At 64.3% G+C, this 15,070-nt stretch carries 16 protein-coding genes and 1 pseudogene; 2 read left to right on the forward strand and 15 right to left on the reverse strand.

What is annotated here, in order from left to right; translation table 11 throughout:
* Both IB255_RS00005 and IB255_RS00010 read right to left on the reverse strand, forming a co-directional pair.
* Positions 1-315: pseudogene (locus IB255_RS00005) on the reverse strand (electron transfer flavoprotein subunit alpha/FixB family protein); the annotation flags it as partial.
* Positions 315-1,064 carry an electron transfer flavoprotein subunit beta/FixA family protein gene (locus IB255_RS00010; protein ID WP_026078867.1) on the reverse strand — a complete coding sequence of 250 codons (750 nt, stop codon included), beginning with the start codon at positions 1,062-1,064 and terminating at the stop codon, positions 315-317. The gene IB255_RS00010 and the pseudogene IB255_RS00005, both read right to left, overlap by 1 nt.
* A gap of 259 nt (positions 1,065-1,323) precedes the next feature.
* Between IB255_RS00010 and IB255_RS00015 the strand changes: the two genes are divergently transcribed.
* The gene (locus IB255_RS00015; RefSeq protein WP_225594632.1) at positions 1,324-3,063 is read left to right on the forward strand and encodes an electron transfer flavoprotein-ubiquinone oxidoreductase; all 1,740 of its coding nucleotides are present in this window, start codon (positions 1,324-1,326) and stop codon (positions 3,061-3,063) included.
* Between the two features lie 107 nt (positions 3,064-3,170).
* Here IB255_RS00015 and IB255_RS00020 read toward each other — a convergent pair whose 3' ends face one another.
* The 5 genes from IB255_RS00020 to IB255_RS00040 all read right to left on the reverse strand — a co-directional run bounded on the left by IB255_RS00020 (position 3,171) and on the right by IB255_RS00040 (position 7,042).
* Positions 3,171-3,749 (reverse strand): DUF1285 domain-containing protein, encoded by a 579-nt coding sequence (locus IB255_RS00020; protein ID WP_081519487.1) that lies wholly within the window; start codon positions 3,747-3,749, stop codon positions 3,171-3,173.
* Positions 3,746-4,357, reverse strand: coding sequence for a DUF4823 domain-containing protein (locus IB255_RS00025; RefSeq protein WP_081519486.1), 612 nt, complete (start codon positions 4,355-4,357; stop codon positions 3,746-3,748). Before IB255_RS00025 ends, IB255_RS00020 begins: the two co-directional genes overlap by 4 nt.
* 64 nt (positions 4,358-4,421) lie before the next feature.
* Entirely contained in the window at positions 4,422-5,315 is an 894-nt protein-coding gene (locus IB255_RS00030) for a radical SAM protein (protein WP_192209692.1), read from the reverse strand.
* 25 nt (positions 5,316-5,340) lie between these two features.
* The gene (locus IB255_RS00035) at positions 5,341-6,309 is read right to left on the reverse strand and encodes a GTP 3',8-cyclase MoaA (protein WP_081519484.1); all 969 of its coding nucleotides are present in this window, start codon (positions 6,307-6,309) and stop codon (positions 5,341-5,343) included.
* 94 nt (positions 6,310-6,403) lie between these two features.
* Positions 6,404-7,042 (reverse strand): TetR/AcrR family transcriptional regulator, encoded by a 639-nt coding sequence (locus tag IB255_RS00040; RefSeq protein WP_045211585.1) that lies wholly within the window; start codon positions 7,040-7,042, stop codon positions 6,404-6,406.
* A gap of 84 nt (positions 7,043-7,126) precedes the next feature.
* Between IB255_RS00040 and IB255_RS00045 the strand changes: the two genes are divergently transcribed.
* Positions 7,127-8,260 carry an aminotransferase class V-fold PLP-dependent enzyme gene (locus IB255_RS00045; protein ID WP_081519483.1) on the forward strand — a complete coding sequence of 378 codons (1,134 nt, stop codon included), beginning with the start codon at positions 7,127-7,129 and terminating at the stop codon, positions 8,258-8,260.
* Positions 8,261-8,540: 280 nt separating this feature from the next.
* Here IB255_RS00045 and IB255_RS00050 read toward each other — a convergent pair whose 3' ends face one another.
* The 8 genes from IB255_RS00050 to acpP all read right to left on the reverse strand — a co-directional run bounded on the left by IB255_RS00050 (position 8,541) and on the right by acpP (position 14,937).
* Positions 8,541-9,317 (reverse strand): TatD family hydrolase, encoded by a 777-nt coding sequence (locus tag IB255_RS00050; RefSeq protein WP_081519482.1) that lies wholly within the window; start codon positions 9,315-9,317, stop codon positions 8,541-8,543.
* A 74-nt stretch (positions 9,318-9,391) separates the two neighbouring features.
* A complete protein-coding gene (locus IB255_RS00055; protein WP_009621447.1) occupies positions 9,392-9,748 on the reverse strand; it encodes a PilZ domain-containing protein in 357 nt (118 codons plus the stop codon).
* Positions 9,749-9,784: 36 nt separating this feature from the next.
* On the reverse strand, positions 9,785-10,771 hold the full coding sequence (locus tag IB255_RS00060; protein ID WP_081519481.1) for a DNA polymerase III subunit delta': 987 nt from the start codon (positions 10,769-10,771) through the stop codon (positions 9,785-9,787).
* Entirely contained in the window at positions 10,764-11,396 is a 633-nt protein-coding gene (tmk, locus tag IB255_RS00065) for a dTMP kinase (RefSeq protein WP_081519480.1), read from the reverse strand. The genes IB255_RS00060 and tmk overlap by 8 nt, the downstream gene beginning before the upstream one ends.
* 25 nt (positions 11,397-11,421) lie before the next feature.
* Positions 11,422-12,516 (reverse strand): endolytic transglycosylase MltG, encoded by a 1,095-nt coding sequence (gene mltG / locus IB255_RS00070; protein WP_081519479.1) that lies wholly within the window; start codon positions 12,514-12,516, stop codon positions 11,422-11,424.
* A gap of 6 nt (positions 12,517-12,522) precedes the next feature.
* A complete protein-coding gene (gene pabC, locus IB255_RS00075) occupies positions 12,523-13,338 on the reverse strand; it encodes an aminodeoxychorismate lyase (protein WP_192209693.1) in 816 nt (271 codons plus the stop codon).
* Entirely contained in the window at positions 13,338-14,582 is a 1,245-nt protein-coding gene (gene fabF / locus IB255_RS00080; protein ID WP_081519477.1) for a beta-ketoacyl-ACP synthase II, read from the reverse strand. Before fabF ends, pabC begins: the two co-directional genes overlap by 1 nt.
* A 118-nt stretch (positions 14,583-14,700) precedes the next feature.
* Positions 14,701-14,937: an acyl carrier protein gene (gene acpP, locus IB255_RS00085; protein WP_015477931.1), complete on the reverse strand. Its 237-nt coding sequence runs from the start codon at positions 14,935-14,937 to the stop codon at positions 14,701-14,703.
* Positions 14,938-15,070 lie beyond the last annotated feature (133 nt).

Here is a 15,070-nt window from a genome sequence, read left to right on the forward strand (position 1 = left end):
CAGAGCGGCGACGCGCGGCAGGAAGTTCTTGCCGTTGGTGGTGGCGGCGGCCAGCACGTGGCTGTAACCCTTGCCGAGCTCAGCGATCAGCGGAGCGACGTTCTCCGGCAGCTGGTGAGCGTAGGCAGCGTTGTCGGCGACCAGCACCTTGGAAACACCGGCGATCTTGGCAGCGGCTTCAGCCACGCCACCGACGTTCTGGCCAGCGACCAGGACAGCGATGTCACCACCGATCTTCTGCGCGGCAGCGACAGTGTTCAGAGTGGCAGCGCCCAGTGCGCCGTTGTTGTGCTCAGCGATTACCAGGATAGCCATCAGATTACTTTCGCCTCGTTCTTCAGTTTCTCGACCAGTTCGGCAACGGACTTGACCTTGATGCCAGCGCTACGGGCAGCCGGAGCTTCGACTTTCACGGTCTTCACGGTGGAAGCGGTGGAAACGCCCAGGGCGTCCGGGGTCACCACGTCCAGCGGCTTCTTCTTCGCCTTCATGATGTTCGGCAGCGACGCGTAGCGCGGCTCGTTCAGGCGCAGGTCGGTGGTGACGATTGCCGGCAGGTTCAGGGCAACGGTCTGCAGGCCGCCGTCGATTTCACGGGTGACGTTGACCTTGTCGCCAGCGACTTCGACCTTGGAGGCGAAGGTGCCCTGGGCGTAGCCGGTCAGCGCAGCCAGCATCTGGCCGGTCTGGTTGTTGTCGCTGTCGATGGCCTGCTTGCCGAGGATGACCAGCTGCGGCTGCTCTTTGTCGACGAGGGCTTTCAGCGACTTGGCGATGGCCAGGGAGCTCAGTTCTTCGTTGGTTTCAACGAGGATGGCGCGATCAGCACCCAGAGCCAGCGCGGTACGCAGTTGCTCCTGGGCAGCGGTCGGGCCGACGGAGACCGCAACGATCTCGGTGACGACGCCTTTCTCTTTCAGGCGTACGGCCTCTTCCACGGCGATTTCGCAGAAGGGGTTCATGGACATCTTGACGTTGGCGAGATCGACGCCGGAGTTGTCCGCCTTGACGCGGACCTTGACGTTATAGTCAACCACTCGTTTGACAGCTACAAGAACCTTCATGGATTCCTCGTTTTTCTCCGGTGAATAGGAATGTCGCCAGACAGGCCTGGCCGGTAGTGCACGCCATCTGCGACTACATCCAGCGCAACGCGACCGCAAAACCGCAGGTATCTTGACTGCATCGACCGGGCGGGTCAATACACGAAAATACCCCTTCATAAGCCGCGGACCCCGATTCTATCAGGGTTACACGCGATTCAAACAAACGTTTGTATTGCGTTCGATAAAGGGTTTAGATATAGCAACAGGTCTAGCTATAATGCGCCCCGCTCTTACTGGGTGGGGGCACGCCCATCCCAATACCTACAAAATACCCAGAGCCTTGATTCAGGAGAGATCGATAGTGGAACGCGAATTTATGGAATTCGACGTCGTCATCGTCGGCGCCGGCCCTGCCGGTCTGTCCGCCGCATGCCGACTGAAACAGAAGGCCGCCGACGCGGGTCAGGAAATCAGCGTCTGTGTGGTCGAGAAGGGTTCCGAAGTGGGCGCCCACATCCTCTCGGGCGCCGTGTTCGAGCCCCGCGCGCTGAACGAGCTGTTCCCCAACTGGAAGGAGCTCGAAGCGCCGCTCAACACCCCCGTCAAGCGCGACGACATCTATGTGCTGAAGAGCCCGGAAGCAGCGGCCAAGGTGCCGAACTTCTTCGTGCCCAAGACCATGCACAACGAAGGCAACTACATCATTTCCCTGGGCAACCTGTGCCGCTGGCTGGCCCAGCAGGCCGAAGGCCTGGGCGTCGAGATCTACCCGGGCTTCGCCGCCCAGGAAGCGCTGATCGACGAGAATGGCGTGGTGCGCGGCATTGTCACCGGTGACCTGGGCGTCGACCGCGAAGGCAATCCGAAAGAGGGTTACTACACCCCGGGCATGGAACTGCGCGCCAAGTACACCCTGTTCGCCGAAGGCTGCCGTGGCCACATCGGTAAACAGCTGATCAAGAAGTACAAGCTCGACAGCGAAGCCGACGCCCAGCACTACGGCATCGGCATCAAGGAAATCTGGGACATCGACCCGTCCAAGCACGAGCAGGGCCTGGTGGTGCACACCGCCGGCTGGCCGCTGAACGACGACAACCCGGGCGGCTCCTTCCTTTATCACCTGGAGAACAACCAGGTGGTGGTCGGCCTGATCATCGACCTGTCCTACACCAACCCGCACCTGTCGCCGTTCGACGAATTCCAGCGCTACAAGCACCATCCGGTGATCAAGCAGTACCTGGAAGGCGGCAAGCGCGTGGCCTACGGCGCTCGTGCCATCTGCAAGGGCGGCCTGAACTCGCTGCCGAAGATGGTCTTCCCCGGCGGCGCGCTGATCGGTTGCGACCTCGGCACCCTGAACTTCGCCAAGATCAAGGGCAGCCACACCGCCATGAAGTCCGGCATGCTGGCCGCCGATTCCGTGGCCGAAGCCCTGTTCGCCGGCCGCGAAGGCGGCGACGTGCTGAACAACTACGTCGATGCCTTCAAGGGCAGCTGGCTGTATGACGAGCTGTTCCGCAGCCGTAACTTCGGCGCGGCGATGCACAAGTTCGGCGCCATCGGTGGTGGTGCGTTCAACTTCATCGACCAGAACATCTTTGGCGGCAAGCTTCCGTTCACCCTGCACGATACGACGCCGGACTACGCGACCCTGAAGAAGGCCAGCGAAGCGCCGAAGATCGACTATCCGAAGCCGGACGGCAAACTCAGCTTCGACAAGCTGTCCTCGGTGTTCCTGTCCAACACCAACCACGAGGAAGACCAGCCGATCCACCTGAAGCTGACCGACCCGAACACCCCGATCGCAAAGAACCTGCCGCTCTACGACGAGCCCGCGCAGCGTTACTGCCCGGCTGGCGTGTACGAAGTGGTGAGCAACGACGACGGCAGCAAGCGCTTCCAGATCAACGCCCAGAACTGCGTGCACTGCAAGACCTGCGACATCAAGGACCCGGCCCAGAACATCACCTGGGTGGCCCCCGAGGGCACCGGCGGTCCGAACTACCCCAACATGTAATTGAGTTGGCGGTAACGAAAAAGGCTCCCTCGGGAGCCTTTTTTGCAAGTTCGAAAAAGTTGTAGCGAAGCCGAAATCGAACTACCGGCCGCGTTCAGACCGCCAGGTCACGGCTGCGGCGCAATAGGGAAGAATTCCCCCGAACTCCAGACACCCAGCCAGTCAACACCGTCGATCTCGCGGGGAACCGCCAGTTCCACCAGCTGGTAGAACACGTTGCGGTGGATCAGCGCTTCCAGGTTCACCCGCACCAGCACGTAGGGCGACGGCTCCTGAGTCTGCGGGTCCAGCTCGACCCGGATCGGGTGCTCGGCGTCGGCCACCACTTCGTCCTCGACGTTGGTGGTGAAGCGCAGCACCTGCCGCTCCCCCTCCCCTTCGACCGCCAGGGTGACCGCGACGAAAGGCGCGTCATCGACGGTGATCCCGCACTTCTCCACCGGGGTAACCAGGAAATAGTCGTCGCCATCGCGGCGGATGATGGTGGAGAACAGCCGCACCATCGGCTTGCGGCCGATCGGCGTGCCCAGGTAGTACCAGGTGCCGTCGCGGGCGATGCGCATGTCGATATCGCCGCAGCAATCGGGGTTCCACAGATGCACCGGCGGCAGCCCCTTGTCCTTGCTGGCGGGAATCTGCGCCAGCAGGTTGCCGGCCCGGTCCGATTGAGTCTGTGGATCAGTCATTGGTACTCCTCTCGCGTCTTCACCCCCAGCAGGCTGCGGGCATAGTCTTCCAGCGGTCGCCCGATCAGATCCTCGGGGCTGGCGTCATAGAATGTCAGAAAACCGCCGCGGCTGCGGATAGTCGCACTGTCCACCAGGTAGCGGTTGTCGGTCTCGATCAGCATCACCTGGATCACGCTGCGGTCGCGACCAACAGCGTTATCGGTGTCTTCGTACTGCTCGTAGGTTCCGGCATTGTCCTCCCCACGGGCGAAGCGCGTATACAGCAGATAATTGGCGCCTGCCGCGCGCGCCTCCTGCATGGCGCCCTCGAGCCCCAGCGGGCTCTTGGCCCGGCGTACCAGCGGGAAGTACTGGACGAAGCCCTGGAACGCCTCCTCCGCCACCACGTTGGGCCGCGCGTAGGGATGGCCGGGCGGCACGAACGGGCCCTGGGCAATATAGATGAAGGAGTCCTGCTGCAGGCGCCAGTTCGAGGTGCGGCGGGTCTGGCTGTGATCGAGGAAGCCCGCGTCGCGCAGGTAGTAATCGGTGCCGTCGGCCAGGTCGTTGGGGCTCATGCAGCCGCCCAGGGCGGCGAAGGCAAGGATCAGTATCAGTTGGCGCATGCAAGGTCTCCGAGGCCGGCGACGAAAAACCGGCATTCGGACAGGCAATGCAGCTTCCGCGCCATCACAGGCCGCGCTGCCATTCCTGGCGCAGACGCGCACGCTGGGGCTGCTCGATGGCCTCCCGAACCTGGGCAAGCAATCTTGCCTTGTCCGCCCCCAGCGTGCCCTTGAGCACCAGGTAGTTGGACGCGTGGTCGCTGCGGAACACCGTGTCGCGCAGCTCCAGCGCGCTCAGCAGGCGCTCGATCTCGACGAACAGCTCAGCCTGCGACAATGGCTGGAAGTCCGGGAAGCCGGCGCGGTAGCGCTCTTCGCCAGTGGGAAAGCTGACAACCAAAGTTGAGAGGAACTCCGGTTGCGCTTCGTTCATCAGGCGCGCCGAGTTGTCGGCGTGCTGGGCGCTCAGCGTGCTGCCACCCAGGCCGTTGAGGATCATCACCGAGCGGGTGACCCCCGCCTCGCCCAGCTTCCGCAGGGCATCGAGCGTGGAGGCATAGGTCTCGCCCTTGTTCACCCGCGCCAGCACTTCGTCGTCGCCGGACTCGGCGCCCACATAGGCCATGCGCAGGCCGGCGTCGGCCAGCTCCTTCAGCTCCTCCACCGACTTCTTGCGCAGGTTGCGCGGCAGGCAGTAGCTGGAAACGCGGTCCACCTCGGGCATGTGCTCACGGATCGCGCGGAGGATGCTGAGCAGGCGCCGAGTCGGCAGCACCAGCGCATCGCCATCGGCGAGGAACACCCGCTGCACGATCAGGCGCTCGCCACAGCGGCGAATCTCCTCCAGCACTTCGGCCTCGTCACGGGCGCGGAATTTCTTCTGCGGCTGGGTGTACATCTGCCAAAAACCGCACTGGTTCCACGAACAACCGTTGGTGACCGGAAGAATGAGCGAGTTCGCCTCGCTCGGCGGCCGGAAGACCGGCTCGATATAGGAAATGGGGAATTCGTTGGGCATGGGCTAATCAGGTCTGGGGGCGGTCTCAGCCGCCGATGATCTTCATGATGGTGACGCCGCCGGAGAAGGCGACTTCCTGCTTGTCCGCCAGGGCGCGCACCAGCAGCCGCTGCAGGGCCGGCAGCGCCTGGTGGCGCGGCTTGTCCAGCAGGTCGCCGACGTAATGACGGTTGCTCGACGACAGGCAGCCATGCAGCCAGCCAGTGGAGGACAGGCGCAGGCGCGAACAGGTCCGGCAGAACGGCACGCTCTCGTTGGCGATCACGCCGAAGAAGCCCTGCCCCGGCACCTCATAGCGCAGCGCAGTGGCATCCACCGGCGCATCTGCCTGGATGTAGGGGTGACGCTCGCCAATCAGCTCGAGCAGCTCGGCCATGCCGATGAACTGCCGGTTGAAGCCGTTCGGGTCGCGAGCCAGGTGGCCCATGCGCATCAGCTCGATGAAGCGCAGCTCGAAGCCATGCTCCAGGCAGTATTCCAGCAGCGGCACCACCTGGTCGAGGTTCTGCCCGCGCAGGGGCACCATGTTGAGCTTGATCTTCAGGCCCGCAGCGTGAGCCTCGTCGAGCCCCTTGAGCACGGTGGCAAGATCACCGCCACGGGCGATGCGCCGGAAGGCGTCGGCATCCAGGGTATCGAGGGACACATTGAGGCGGCGGATGCCGCAATCGAGCAACAGCGGCAGCTTCTTCGACAGCAGCTGGCCGTTGGTGGTAAGGGCGATATCCCGCAGGCCGAGGCGGCTGACGCCGTGCAGGAAGGCATCCAGTTTCGGGCTGACCAACGGTTCGCCGCCGGTGACCCGCAGCCGCTCGATGCCGGCGGCCTCGATCAGGTAAGCGACGCCGCGCACCAGCGATTCGGCGGAGAGCTCATCCTGCGCGGCGACCAGACGCTTGCCGTCCGGCACACAGTAGGTGCAGGCGTAGTTGCATGCGGCGGTCAGGCTGACCCGCAAGTTGCGGAAGCGCCTGCCCTGGCGGTCGACGATCATGCTCGGCTCCGGTGGGAATCACTCATGCAAGTATATCCCCACCCTCACCACAAGCCCTGTCGCAACTGCGACGATGGGCCATCTGAATGGCGACTCAGGCGGCCGGCGTATCGCCGTCGCGCTTGCGCTTGTTGCCCATGCGCACGCCGATGTCCATGAGGAACTGGAAGAAGCCCTCCTGGTCCTCCAGCACTTCGCGCCAGAACGGCGAGTGGTACAGCGCCACGGCGCCATGCACCAGCGCCCAGGCCGCGCAGTAGTGGAAGTAGGCCGGCACGTCTTCCAGCTTGCCCGCCGCGATGCGTTCCTTGATCAGCTGACTCAGGCGCTCGAAGTTGGATTCGCGGATCTTGTGCAGCTCCTCGACCATCTCCGGGACCTGGCTGGTCTTCACCACCTTTTCTTCGAGGCGGTCGAACAGGCGGTAGCGCTGCGGGTCACGCATGCGGAACTCGAAGTAGGCGCGCGACAGGCGCTCCTTGTCGCGGGCGACGTCTTCGGAGTGGAACAGGTCGGCCAGATCGCGCTCGTAGTCCAGCATCAGGCGCAGGTAGATCTCCGCCTTGGACTTGAAGTGCTTGTAGATGGTGCCTTTGCCGATACCCACGGCATCGGCGATCATTTCGACCGTGACACTGTCTTCGCCCTGCTCAAGGAACAGCTTGAGGGCGGTGTCGAGGATTTCCTGTTCGCGACGACGGAATTCGCGAACCTTGCGCGGCTCTTTCTGCATAAAAAGACTGTTCGGTCAAAAATAGTCAAAATTCGAAGCCGCGTATTATGCCTATTCAGCGCCAAATTGCACGGATCATCCGACATGATTAGCTTTTCTTCCGAGTTTCCCCATCAAACCGGCCTGCGCTACCTGAACCACGCGGCGGTCGCCCCCTGGCCCAAACGGGCCGCAGACGCCGTTGCCGCCTTCGCCCGGGAGAACATCCTGCAGGGCGCCCGCGACTACCCGCAGTGGCTGACCATCGAGAAGCGCCTGCGCGAGCGCCTGATGCGCCTGGTGAACGCCCAGACCACCGGCGACATCGCACTGGTGAAGAACACCTCAGAGGCGCTGTCGTTCGTCGCCTTCGGCCTGGACTGGCGCGCCGGCGACCAGGTGGTGATCAGCGACCAGGAATTCCCATCCAACCGTATCGTCTGGGAAGCGCTGAAGCCGCGCGGCGTGGAAGTCATCCAGGTAAGCCTGGACGGCGATGACCCGGAAGGCGACTTGCTCGCCGCCTGCACCCCACGCACACGCCTGCTCTCGATCAGCGCGGTGCAATACGCCAGTGGCCTGCGCATGGACCTGGAGCGCCTCGGCGCCGGCTGCCGCCAGCGCGGCGTGCTGTATTGCATCGATGCCATCCAGCAGCTTGGCGCCCTGCCCTTCGACGTCCAGGCCTATGACTGCGCCTTCGCCATGGCCGACGGCCACAAGTGGATGCTCGGCCCGGAAGGCCTGGGTGTGTTCTATTGCCGCGCCGCCGAGCGCGAGCAACTGGCGCTGCAGGAATACGGCTGGCACATGCTGGAAAACGCCGGCAACTACGACCTCGCCGACTGGCAGCCGGCCCGCAGCGCGCGGCGCTTCGAGTGCGGCAGCCCGAACATGCTCGGCGCGGTGGCGCTGGAGGCCAGCCTGAGCCTGCTCGAGGAAGTCGGCATGCCAACGGTGGGTGAGCTGGTGCAGGCGCGCGTCCAGCAACTGCACGACGGCCTGGGCCGCATCGACGGCGCCTCGCTGCACAGCCCGCTGGACCCGGTTCGTCGCGCCGGCATCCTGACCTTCAGCCTCGCTGGCTGGGACAACACCCGCCTGCTGGAGCGCCTGCGCGCCGAACAGGTGGTGTGCATCCAGCGTGGCGCGGGTATCCGCTTCTCGCCACACTTCTACACCAGCGAGGCGGTCATCGAGGAAACCCTGGGGCTGATCGGGGCTCTGGCGGCACAATGACGCAGGCGCGACCGAGAAAACTGCTCAGCCCGGTGTGATGTATTCCAAATCCGTTTAAAAAACACCGGGCACCCTGTGGCAGTCGCCGCATCTTGGCCAATACTTGTAGATACCGGTGCGCGGCATCTCCCCCCAAGTGCCCCGCCGGTGAAGGTACCGAGGATCGCGTACCTTATTGTTACACTCCTAATGGTCTTGACCCGGATTCATCCCCCAGAACCCGGGTTTTTTTTGCGCGCAGGAAATGTATCCGCGCCAGGACAATTCGACGTCAAGGCGATCAGGTAGCGAGCGGGAACAGCCGGCGGAAGTTGGCGGTGGTCTGCTCGGCCAGGGTCTCGAAGCTCACCCCACGCAGTACGGCCAGGTACTCGGCGACCTCGCGCACATACTCGGGCAGGTTCGGCTTGCCGCGGTGAGGCACCGGCGCGAGATAGGGCGAATCGGTCTCTACCAGCAGGCGATCCACCGGCACCTGGCGGGCCACTTCGCGCAGCTGCTCGGCATTGCGGAAGGTGACGATGCCCGACAGCGAGATGTAGAAGCCGATATCCAGCGCCGCCTTGGCCATCTCCCAGTCTTCGGTGAAGCAGTGCAGCACGCCGGCCTGCGGCAGCGCTGCCTCGCGCAGCAGCGCCAGGGTGTCGGCGCGGGCTTCGCGGGTATGCACGATGACCGGCTTGCCGGTGACCTTGGCGGCCTCCAGGTGCAGGCGGAAGGCTTCCTGCTGCAGCTCGGCGGCTTCGGGCTCGTAGTGATAATCCAGGCCGGTCTCGCCGATGGCCACCACGCGCGGGTGGTTCACCTCGCCCAGCAGCCAGTCCAGCGCCGGCGCGGCGCCGGGCTCCAGGTCCAGCGGGTGGACGCCTACCGAGCAGTGCACGTCGGCATAGCGATCGGCCAGGTCCTTCACTGCCCGGGCATTGTCCGCGCTCACGCCGATGCACAGGAACTGGCTGACGCCACGCGCGCGAGCGGCGTCCAGCGCGGCATCCAGCGACCCATCGTGGGCGGCGAGATCGAGGCGATCGAGGTGGCAGTGGGAATCGACCAGCATGAAAACACTCTCCGGGAAATGACGAAGCGCCCATGCGGGCGCTTCGTGGTTGCAGCCTGTAAAGCTTGCAAATTCTACATGGTATGGGTCGGGCGGTCCGACTTCAGCGCACCGGCGAGGTAGGTCTCGATCTTGTTGCGCGCAGTATTGTCGCCATCGTTGAACTGCACGCCAATACCGGCGGCGCGGTTGCCCTGGGCGCCCTTCGGAGTGATCCAGACCACCTTGCCGGCGACCGGGATCTTCTCCGGCTCGTCCATCAGGTTGAGCAGCATGAAGACCTCATCGCCCAGCTTGTAGGTCTTGTTGGTCGGAATGAACAGCCCACCATTGCGGATGAACGGCATGTAGGCGGCATACAGCACGGATTTGTCCTTGATGGTCAGGGACAGGATTCCGTTACGCGGACCCAGATTTGGTGGCAAGCTCATTCAGCTGTCCTGGCAGATTTTTCCGATGGCCGGATTCTAGCCCGGCCCGGGCAGACTTGCCCACTGTACGAGCAAGGCTTCGAGAAGCAAGGCACGGTTGAGGTTGGCTTTATTGAGGACTTTCTGCCGTTGCAGCAGCAGCCAGTCCTGCATCGCCAGCACCTTGGGCTGTGTCGATTTCTCGGCGAGATACTGCACGACCTTGCGCATGTCCGCGAGCCCGAGACCCTCTTCGTCGCGGGCCAGCTGGTAGCGCAGCATCAGCAGCGCCCAGTCGCAGAACCAGTCGAACAGCAGCGGCAAGGGTACGCCATTCAGGCTTTCCGCCAGTTGACTGGGCGCAACCTGTTGCTTGAGCAGCTTCTTCACGCCCTCCACCACCTGAGCGCGCTGCTCGCGCACACCCTGGCCCTGCAGGCGCTGAGCGGTCAGCGGCGAGCCACCGGCCAGCACCAGGAGCTCGTCCAGCGCCTCCGGCGACTCATCCGGCAGCGCACTGGCCAGCCAGGCACGCGCCTGCACGGCCGTCGGCTGCGGGCAGGCCTGCTGCACGCAGCGGCTCTTGATGGTCGGCAGCAGACGGCTGGGCTGGTGGCTGATCAGCAGCAGCACGGTATTGCCCGAGGGCTCTTCCAGACTCTTGAGCAGCGCGTTGGCGGCGTTGAGGTTCATCGCCTCGGCCGGCTCCAGCAGTACCACCTTGCGACCGCCGAGCTGCGCGGTCTGCACCACGAAGTTCACCAGTTCGCGGACCTGATCGACGCGAATCGGCTTCTCCGCCTCTTCCGGCTCCAGCAGGAAATAATCCGGATGGGTGCCGGCCGCCAGCAACTGGCAGGCCTTGCAGTGACCACAGGCCTTGCCGCCTTCAGGGCGCTGGCAGAGCAGGAAATGCACGAAGTTTTCCGCCAGCACACGCTTGCCGATGCCGGCCGGGCCATGCAGCAGATAGGCATGGGCATGTTGCGGGCGACTGCTGAGCTGCTGCCAGAGGCCCTGCTGCCAGGGGTAGATGTCAGCCATTGAGGCGCTCCAGCAAGGCCGGCAGCAGCTTGTCCAGGTCGCGCTGAACCTCGGCCAGCGACTGTGCGGCATCGAGGACGTGATAGCGCCCCGGTTCGGCGTGGGCGCGCCCCAGGTAGGTGTTGCGCACCGCCTCGAAGAAGGCGCGGTCTTCCTGCTCGAAGCGATCCAGGCGCCCCCGGGCGGCGGCGCGGGACAGGCCGATTTCCACCGGCAGGTCGAAGACCAGGGTCAGGTCCGGGCGCAGGCTGCCCTGGACGAAGCTTTCCAGTTGCGCGATGCGTTCTACTGGCAGGCCGCGACCGCCACCCTGGTAGGCATAGGTGGCGTCGGTGAAGCGGTCGCAGAGCACCACGGCGCCGCGCTCGAGTGCCGGGCGGATCACCTGGGCTATGTGCTGCGCACGGGCAGCGAAGACCAGCAACAGCTCGGTATCCACCGCCATCTGTTCATCGCTGGGGTCCAGCAGCAGCTCGCGGATGCGCTCGGCCAGCGGCGTGCCGCCGGGCTCGCGGGTCAGCTGGACCTCGATGCCGCGCTCGCGCAGGCGCTCGGCCAGGTACTCGCGGTTGGTGCTCTTGCCCGCGCCTTCGGGGCCTTCCAGGGTGATGAACAGGCCGGTCACTCGGCTCACTCCTTGTGTTATCGGGCTACTGCGCTGCAGGAGAATCTGCAGCGGGAGCGTCTGCATCCGGCGTCTGCGCCGGCAGCGGGACGGGCGCCGGACTGGAACGGTAGTCGGCGCGACGCTTGATCTGGAACTCCTGGACGGCCTTGTTGTGGTCGTCCAGGTTGTCGGAGAAGGTATGGCTGCCGTCGCCGCGAGCGACGAAGTACAGGCTCTGCCCCGCTACCGGGTTGAGTGCGGCATGGATGGCTTCGCGGCCGGGCAGCGCGATGGGCGTCGGCGGCAGGCCGGCGACCACGTAGGTGTTGTACGGCGTCGGCGTGCGCAGGTCGGCGCGGGTGATCCTGCCGGCGTAGCGCTCGCCCATGCCATAGATGACAGTCGGGTCGGTCTGCAGCAGCATGTTCTTCTGCAGGCGGCGCACGAAGACGCCGGCAATCTGGCCGCGCTCCTGGGGCACGCCGGTTTCCTTCTCCACCAACGAAGCCATGATCAGCGCCTGGTAGGAATCCTTGTAGGGCAGCTCCTGCGCGCGCTTGTCCCACTCTTCCGCCAGGATGCTGTCCATGCGCTGGTAGGCGTGCTTGAGGATGTCGACGTCCTTGGTGCCGCGGACGAAGCGGTAGGTATCGGGGAAGAAGCGGCCTTCCGGGAAGACACCGGGCTTGCCCAGCTTCGCCATGACCTCGGCATCGCTGAGGCCATTCAGGGTCTGTTCCAGCTTGGGCTGACGGGCAAGTAGCTCGCGCACCTGGCGGAAGTTCCAGCCCTCGACCAGGGTCAGGCCGTACTGCACCACATCGCCTTCGCGCCATAGATCGAGCAGTTGGGCGGCGGTCATGCCGGGCGTCAGGCGGTATTCGCCACTGTGCAGCGCCTCACCGGCCAGGTTGAAGCGCCAGTACAGACGCAGCCAGAAGCCGCCGTGCAGGACGTCTTCGTCCTCCAGGCGGGTCAGCAGGCGGCCAGGGGTGGCGCCGCTGGGAGCATCAAGCAGACGCTCTTCGGTGAGCTGGAGCGGCTGCTGCAGCGCACGGTGCTGCTCCCAGGCCGCCAGGCCCAGCACGAGCCCGGCCAGCAGCAGGCCGCCTTCCAGCAGCACCAGCAATTTGCGCATCACGTATCAGGAATCCAGAAGTTCGCGGAGTTGGCCCTGCAGTTTACGGGTCAGCGGCCCGACCGGCCAAGCGTGCTCGGCGATGCCGCGCACCGGCCAGATACCGTAGAGACTGTTGCAGAGAAAGACCTCATCGGCTTGCGCCAGTTCGCCGTGCTCTACGTCACGGACGATGACCGGCAACCCCAGATCGCTGGCGCGCTCGATGATTTCGGCACGCATCACACCAGCGACGCCGCAACGGCTGAGCTCGGCGGTGATCAGTGCGCCCTGCTTCACCAGGAACAGGTTGCTGAACACGCCCTCGACGATCCGCCCGGAAACATCGCGCATCAATCCTTCGGCGAAGGCCGGGTCGCTCCACTCGGCGCGAGCCAGGACCTGCTCCAGGCGATTGAGGTGCTTGAGGCCGGCGAGCAGTGGTTGCTCAGCCAGTCGAGTGGCGCAGGGGAAGAGCGTGACGCCCTGCTCACGGTTCTTCGCCGGGTAGGTCGGCGCGGGCGAGGCCAGCAGCAAACGGCGCACCTGGGCATCGGCCTGCGGCGCATAGCCGCGCGCGCCTTCGCCACGGGTCAGCATCAGCTTGGCAACGCCATCGCCGAGCAAGGCGGAAAAACGCAGGAGTTCGTCTTCGACGAGATCGAGAGAGACTGGAAGGGACAGGCGTCGAACGCCTTCCTCCAGCCTCGCCCGATGGCGTACCAGCAGGCGCGGACGGCCTGCGGACACGCGAATGGTCTCGAACAGCCCGTCACCGTAGGCCAGCCCGCGATCACGCACGGACAGGGCCTCGGCGCTCTGGCCGTCGATCCAGCTCAGCATCAGCCGTGGAACCGGCGGAATACCAGGGAGCCGTTGGTGCCACCGAAGCCGAAGGAGTTGGACAGGGCGACGTCGATCGGACGCTCCTTGGCCTGATGGGCGACCAGGTCGAGGTCGCAGCCTTCGCTGGGGTTGTCCAGGTTGATAGTTGGCGGAGCTACCTGATCACGCAGCGCGAGCACGCAGAAGATCGCCTCGACCGCACCGGCAGCACCCAGCAGGTGGCCGGTCATGGACTTGGTGGAGCTCATCGACAACTGGTAGGCGTGGTCGCCGAAGATCGACTTCACCGCGGCGATTTCCGCGATGTCGCCGGCCGGCGTCGAGGTGCCATGGGCGTTGATGTAGTCGACCTGCTCGGGGTTCAGCCCGGCATCACGCAGCGCGGCTTTCATGCAACGGGCAGCGCCGGCGCCGTCTTCCGGCGGAGCGGTCATGTGGAAGGCGTCGCCGCTCATGCCGAAGCCAACGACTTCAGCGTAAATGCGTGCACCACGCGCCTTGGCGTGCTCCAGCTCTTCCAGCACCAGCGCACCGGCGCCGTCGGAGAGCACGAAGCCGTCACGGTCCTGGTCCCACGGACGGCTGGCCCTGGTCGGCTCGTCGTTGCGGGTGGACAGCGCGCGAGCGGCGCCGAAGCCACCCAGACCAAGACCACAGGCCGCCATCTCGGACCCGCCGGCCACCATCACGTCAGCGTCACCGTAGGCGATGTTGCGCGCGGCCATGCCGATATTGTGGGTGCCGGTGGTGCAGGCGGTGGTAATGGCGTAATTGGGGCCCTGCAGACCGAGGTTGATCGACAGGAACCCGGAAACCATGTTGATGACCGAGCCGGGCACGAAGAACGGCGAGATGCGCCGCGGGCCCTGCTCGAACAGAGAACGACAGGTGTTTTCGATGTTGGTCAGACCGCCGATGCCAGAACCGATGGCAACGCCGATGCGCTCCCGGTTGGCGTCGGTGACTTCCAGGCCGGAATCACGCACCGCCTGATAGCTGGCGGCCAGACCGTACTGGATGAACAGGTCGAGTTTGCGAGCTTCCTTGGCGGACATGTATTGCTCGACGTCGAACCCTTTCACCGAGCCGCCAAAACGGGTGGCAAAGGCGGACAGGTCCATGTGTTCGATCGGGGCGATACCGCTGCGCCCGGCGAGAATGCCTTCCCAACTGCTCGGCACATCCACACCCAGGGGCGACAACATACCCATGCCAGTGATGACTACGCGTCTACGCGACACTGTGACTTCCTCTCATGTGTTTCACGGCAATAACGCCGGCTGATGCCGGCGTTAAAGAAAAGCCGCACGCCTTTGCAGGCCGTGCGGCTTCTTTCGTCGGGGAACCGACGACTACGTCTTATGCCTGGTGGGCAACGATGTAGTCGATGGCTTCCTGAACGGTGGTGATCTTTTCGGCTTGCTCGTCGGGGATTTCGGTCTCGAATTCCTCTTCCAGAGCCATCACCAGCTCAACGGTGTCAAGGGAGTCGGCGCCCAGGTCTTCGACGAAGGAAGCGCTGTTGGTGACTTCTTCTTCCTTAACGCCGAGTTGCTCAGCAACGATCTTCTTGACGCGTTCTTCGATGGTGCTCATACCTTGTTTTCACTCCTATGGACAATCCGTACAGCTGGGCTGCGGGTAAGTGTATAGAAAGGGTTTTCTGCATTTCAAGCTGAACGCTGACGCCCCTTCGCGGCAACCCAGATGCTCTGTCTATTCCAGCGTT

Source organism: Pseudomonas sp. PDM22 (assembly GCF_014851965.1).
In the GTDB taxonomy this organism is placed as follows: Bacteria; Pseudomonadota; Gammaproteobacteria; order Pseudomonadales; family Pseudomonadaceae; genus Pseudomonas.

Coding starts and splice junctions, on each gene's coding strand:
- IB255_RS00020 (WP_081519487.1), bottom strand. CDS start 3,749: ATGACTGATCCACAGACTCAATCGGACCGGGCCGGCAACCTGCTGGCG.
- IB255_RS00060 (WP_081519481.1), bottom strand. CDS start 10,771: ATGGCTGACATCTACCCCTGGCAGCAGGGCCTCTGGCAGCAGCTCAGC.
- mltG (WP_081519479.1), bottom strand. CDS start 12,516: ATGCGCAAATTGCTGGTGCTGCTGGAAGGCGGCCTGCTGCTGGCCGGG.
- IB255_RS00045 (WP_081519483.1), top strand. CDS start 7,127: ATGATTAGCTTTTCTTCCGAGTTTCCCCATCAAACCGGCCTGCGCTAC.
- IB255_RS00050 (WP_081519482.1), bottom strand. CDS start 9,317: ATGCTGGTCGATTCCCACTGCCACCTCGATCGCCTCGATCTCGCCGCC.
- IB255_RS00030 (WP_192209692.1), bottom strand. CDS start 5,315: ATGCCCAACGAATTCCCCATTTCCTATATCGAGCCGGTCTTCCGGCCG.
- IB255_RS00025 (WP_081519486.1), bottom strand. CDS start 4,357: ATGCGCCAACTGATACTGATCCTTGCCTTCGCCGCCCTGGGCGGCTGC.
- IB255_RS00010 (WP_026078867.1), bottom strand. CDS start 1,064: ATGAAGGTTCTTGTAGCTGTCAAACGAGTGGTTGACTATAACGTCAAG.
- IB255_RS00055 (WP_009621447.1), bottom strand. CDS start 9,748: ATGAGCTTGCCACCAAATCTGGGTCCGCGTAACGGAATCCTGTCCCTG.
- acpP (WP_015477931.1), bottom strand. CDS start 14,937: ATGAGCACCATCGAAGAACGCGTCAAGAAGATCGTTGCTGAGCAACTC.
- IB255_RS00040 (WP_045211585.1), bottom strand. CDS start 7,042: ATGCAGAAAGAGCCGCGCAAGGTTCGCGAATTCCGTCGTCGCGAACAG.
- IB255_RS00015 (WP_225594632.1), top strand. CDS start 1,324: ATGCGCCCCGCTCTTACTGGGTGGGGGCACGCCCATCCCAATACCTAC.
- IB255_RS00035 (WP_081519484.1), bottom strand. CDS start 6,309: ATGATCGTCGACCGCCAGGGCAGGCGCTTCCGCAACTTGCGGGTCAGC.
- pabC (WP_192209693.1), bottom strand. CDS start 13,338: ATGCTGAGCTGGATCGACGGCCAGAGCGCCGAGGCCCTGTCCGTGCGT.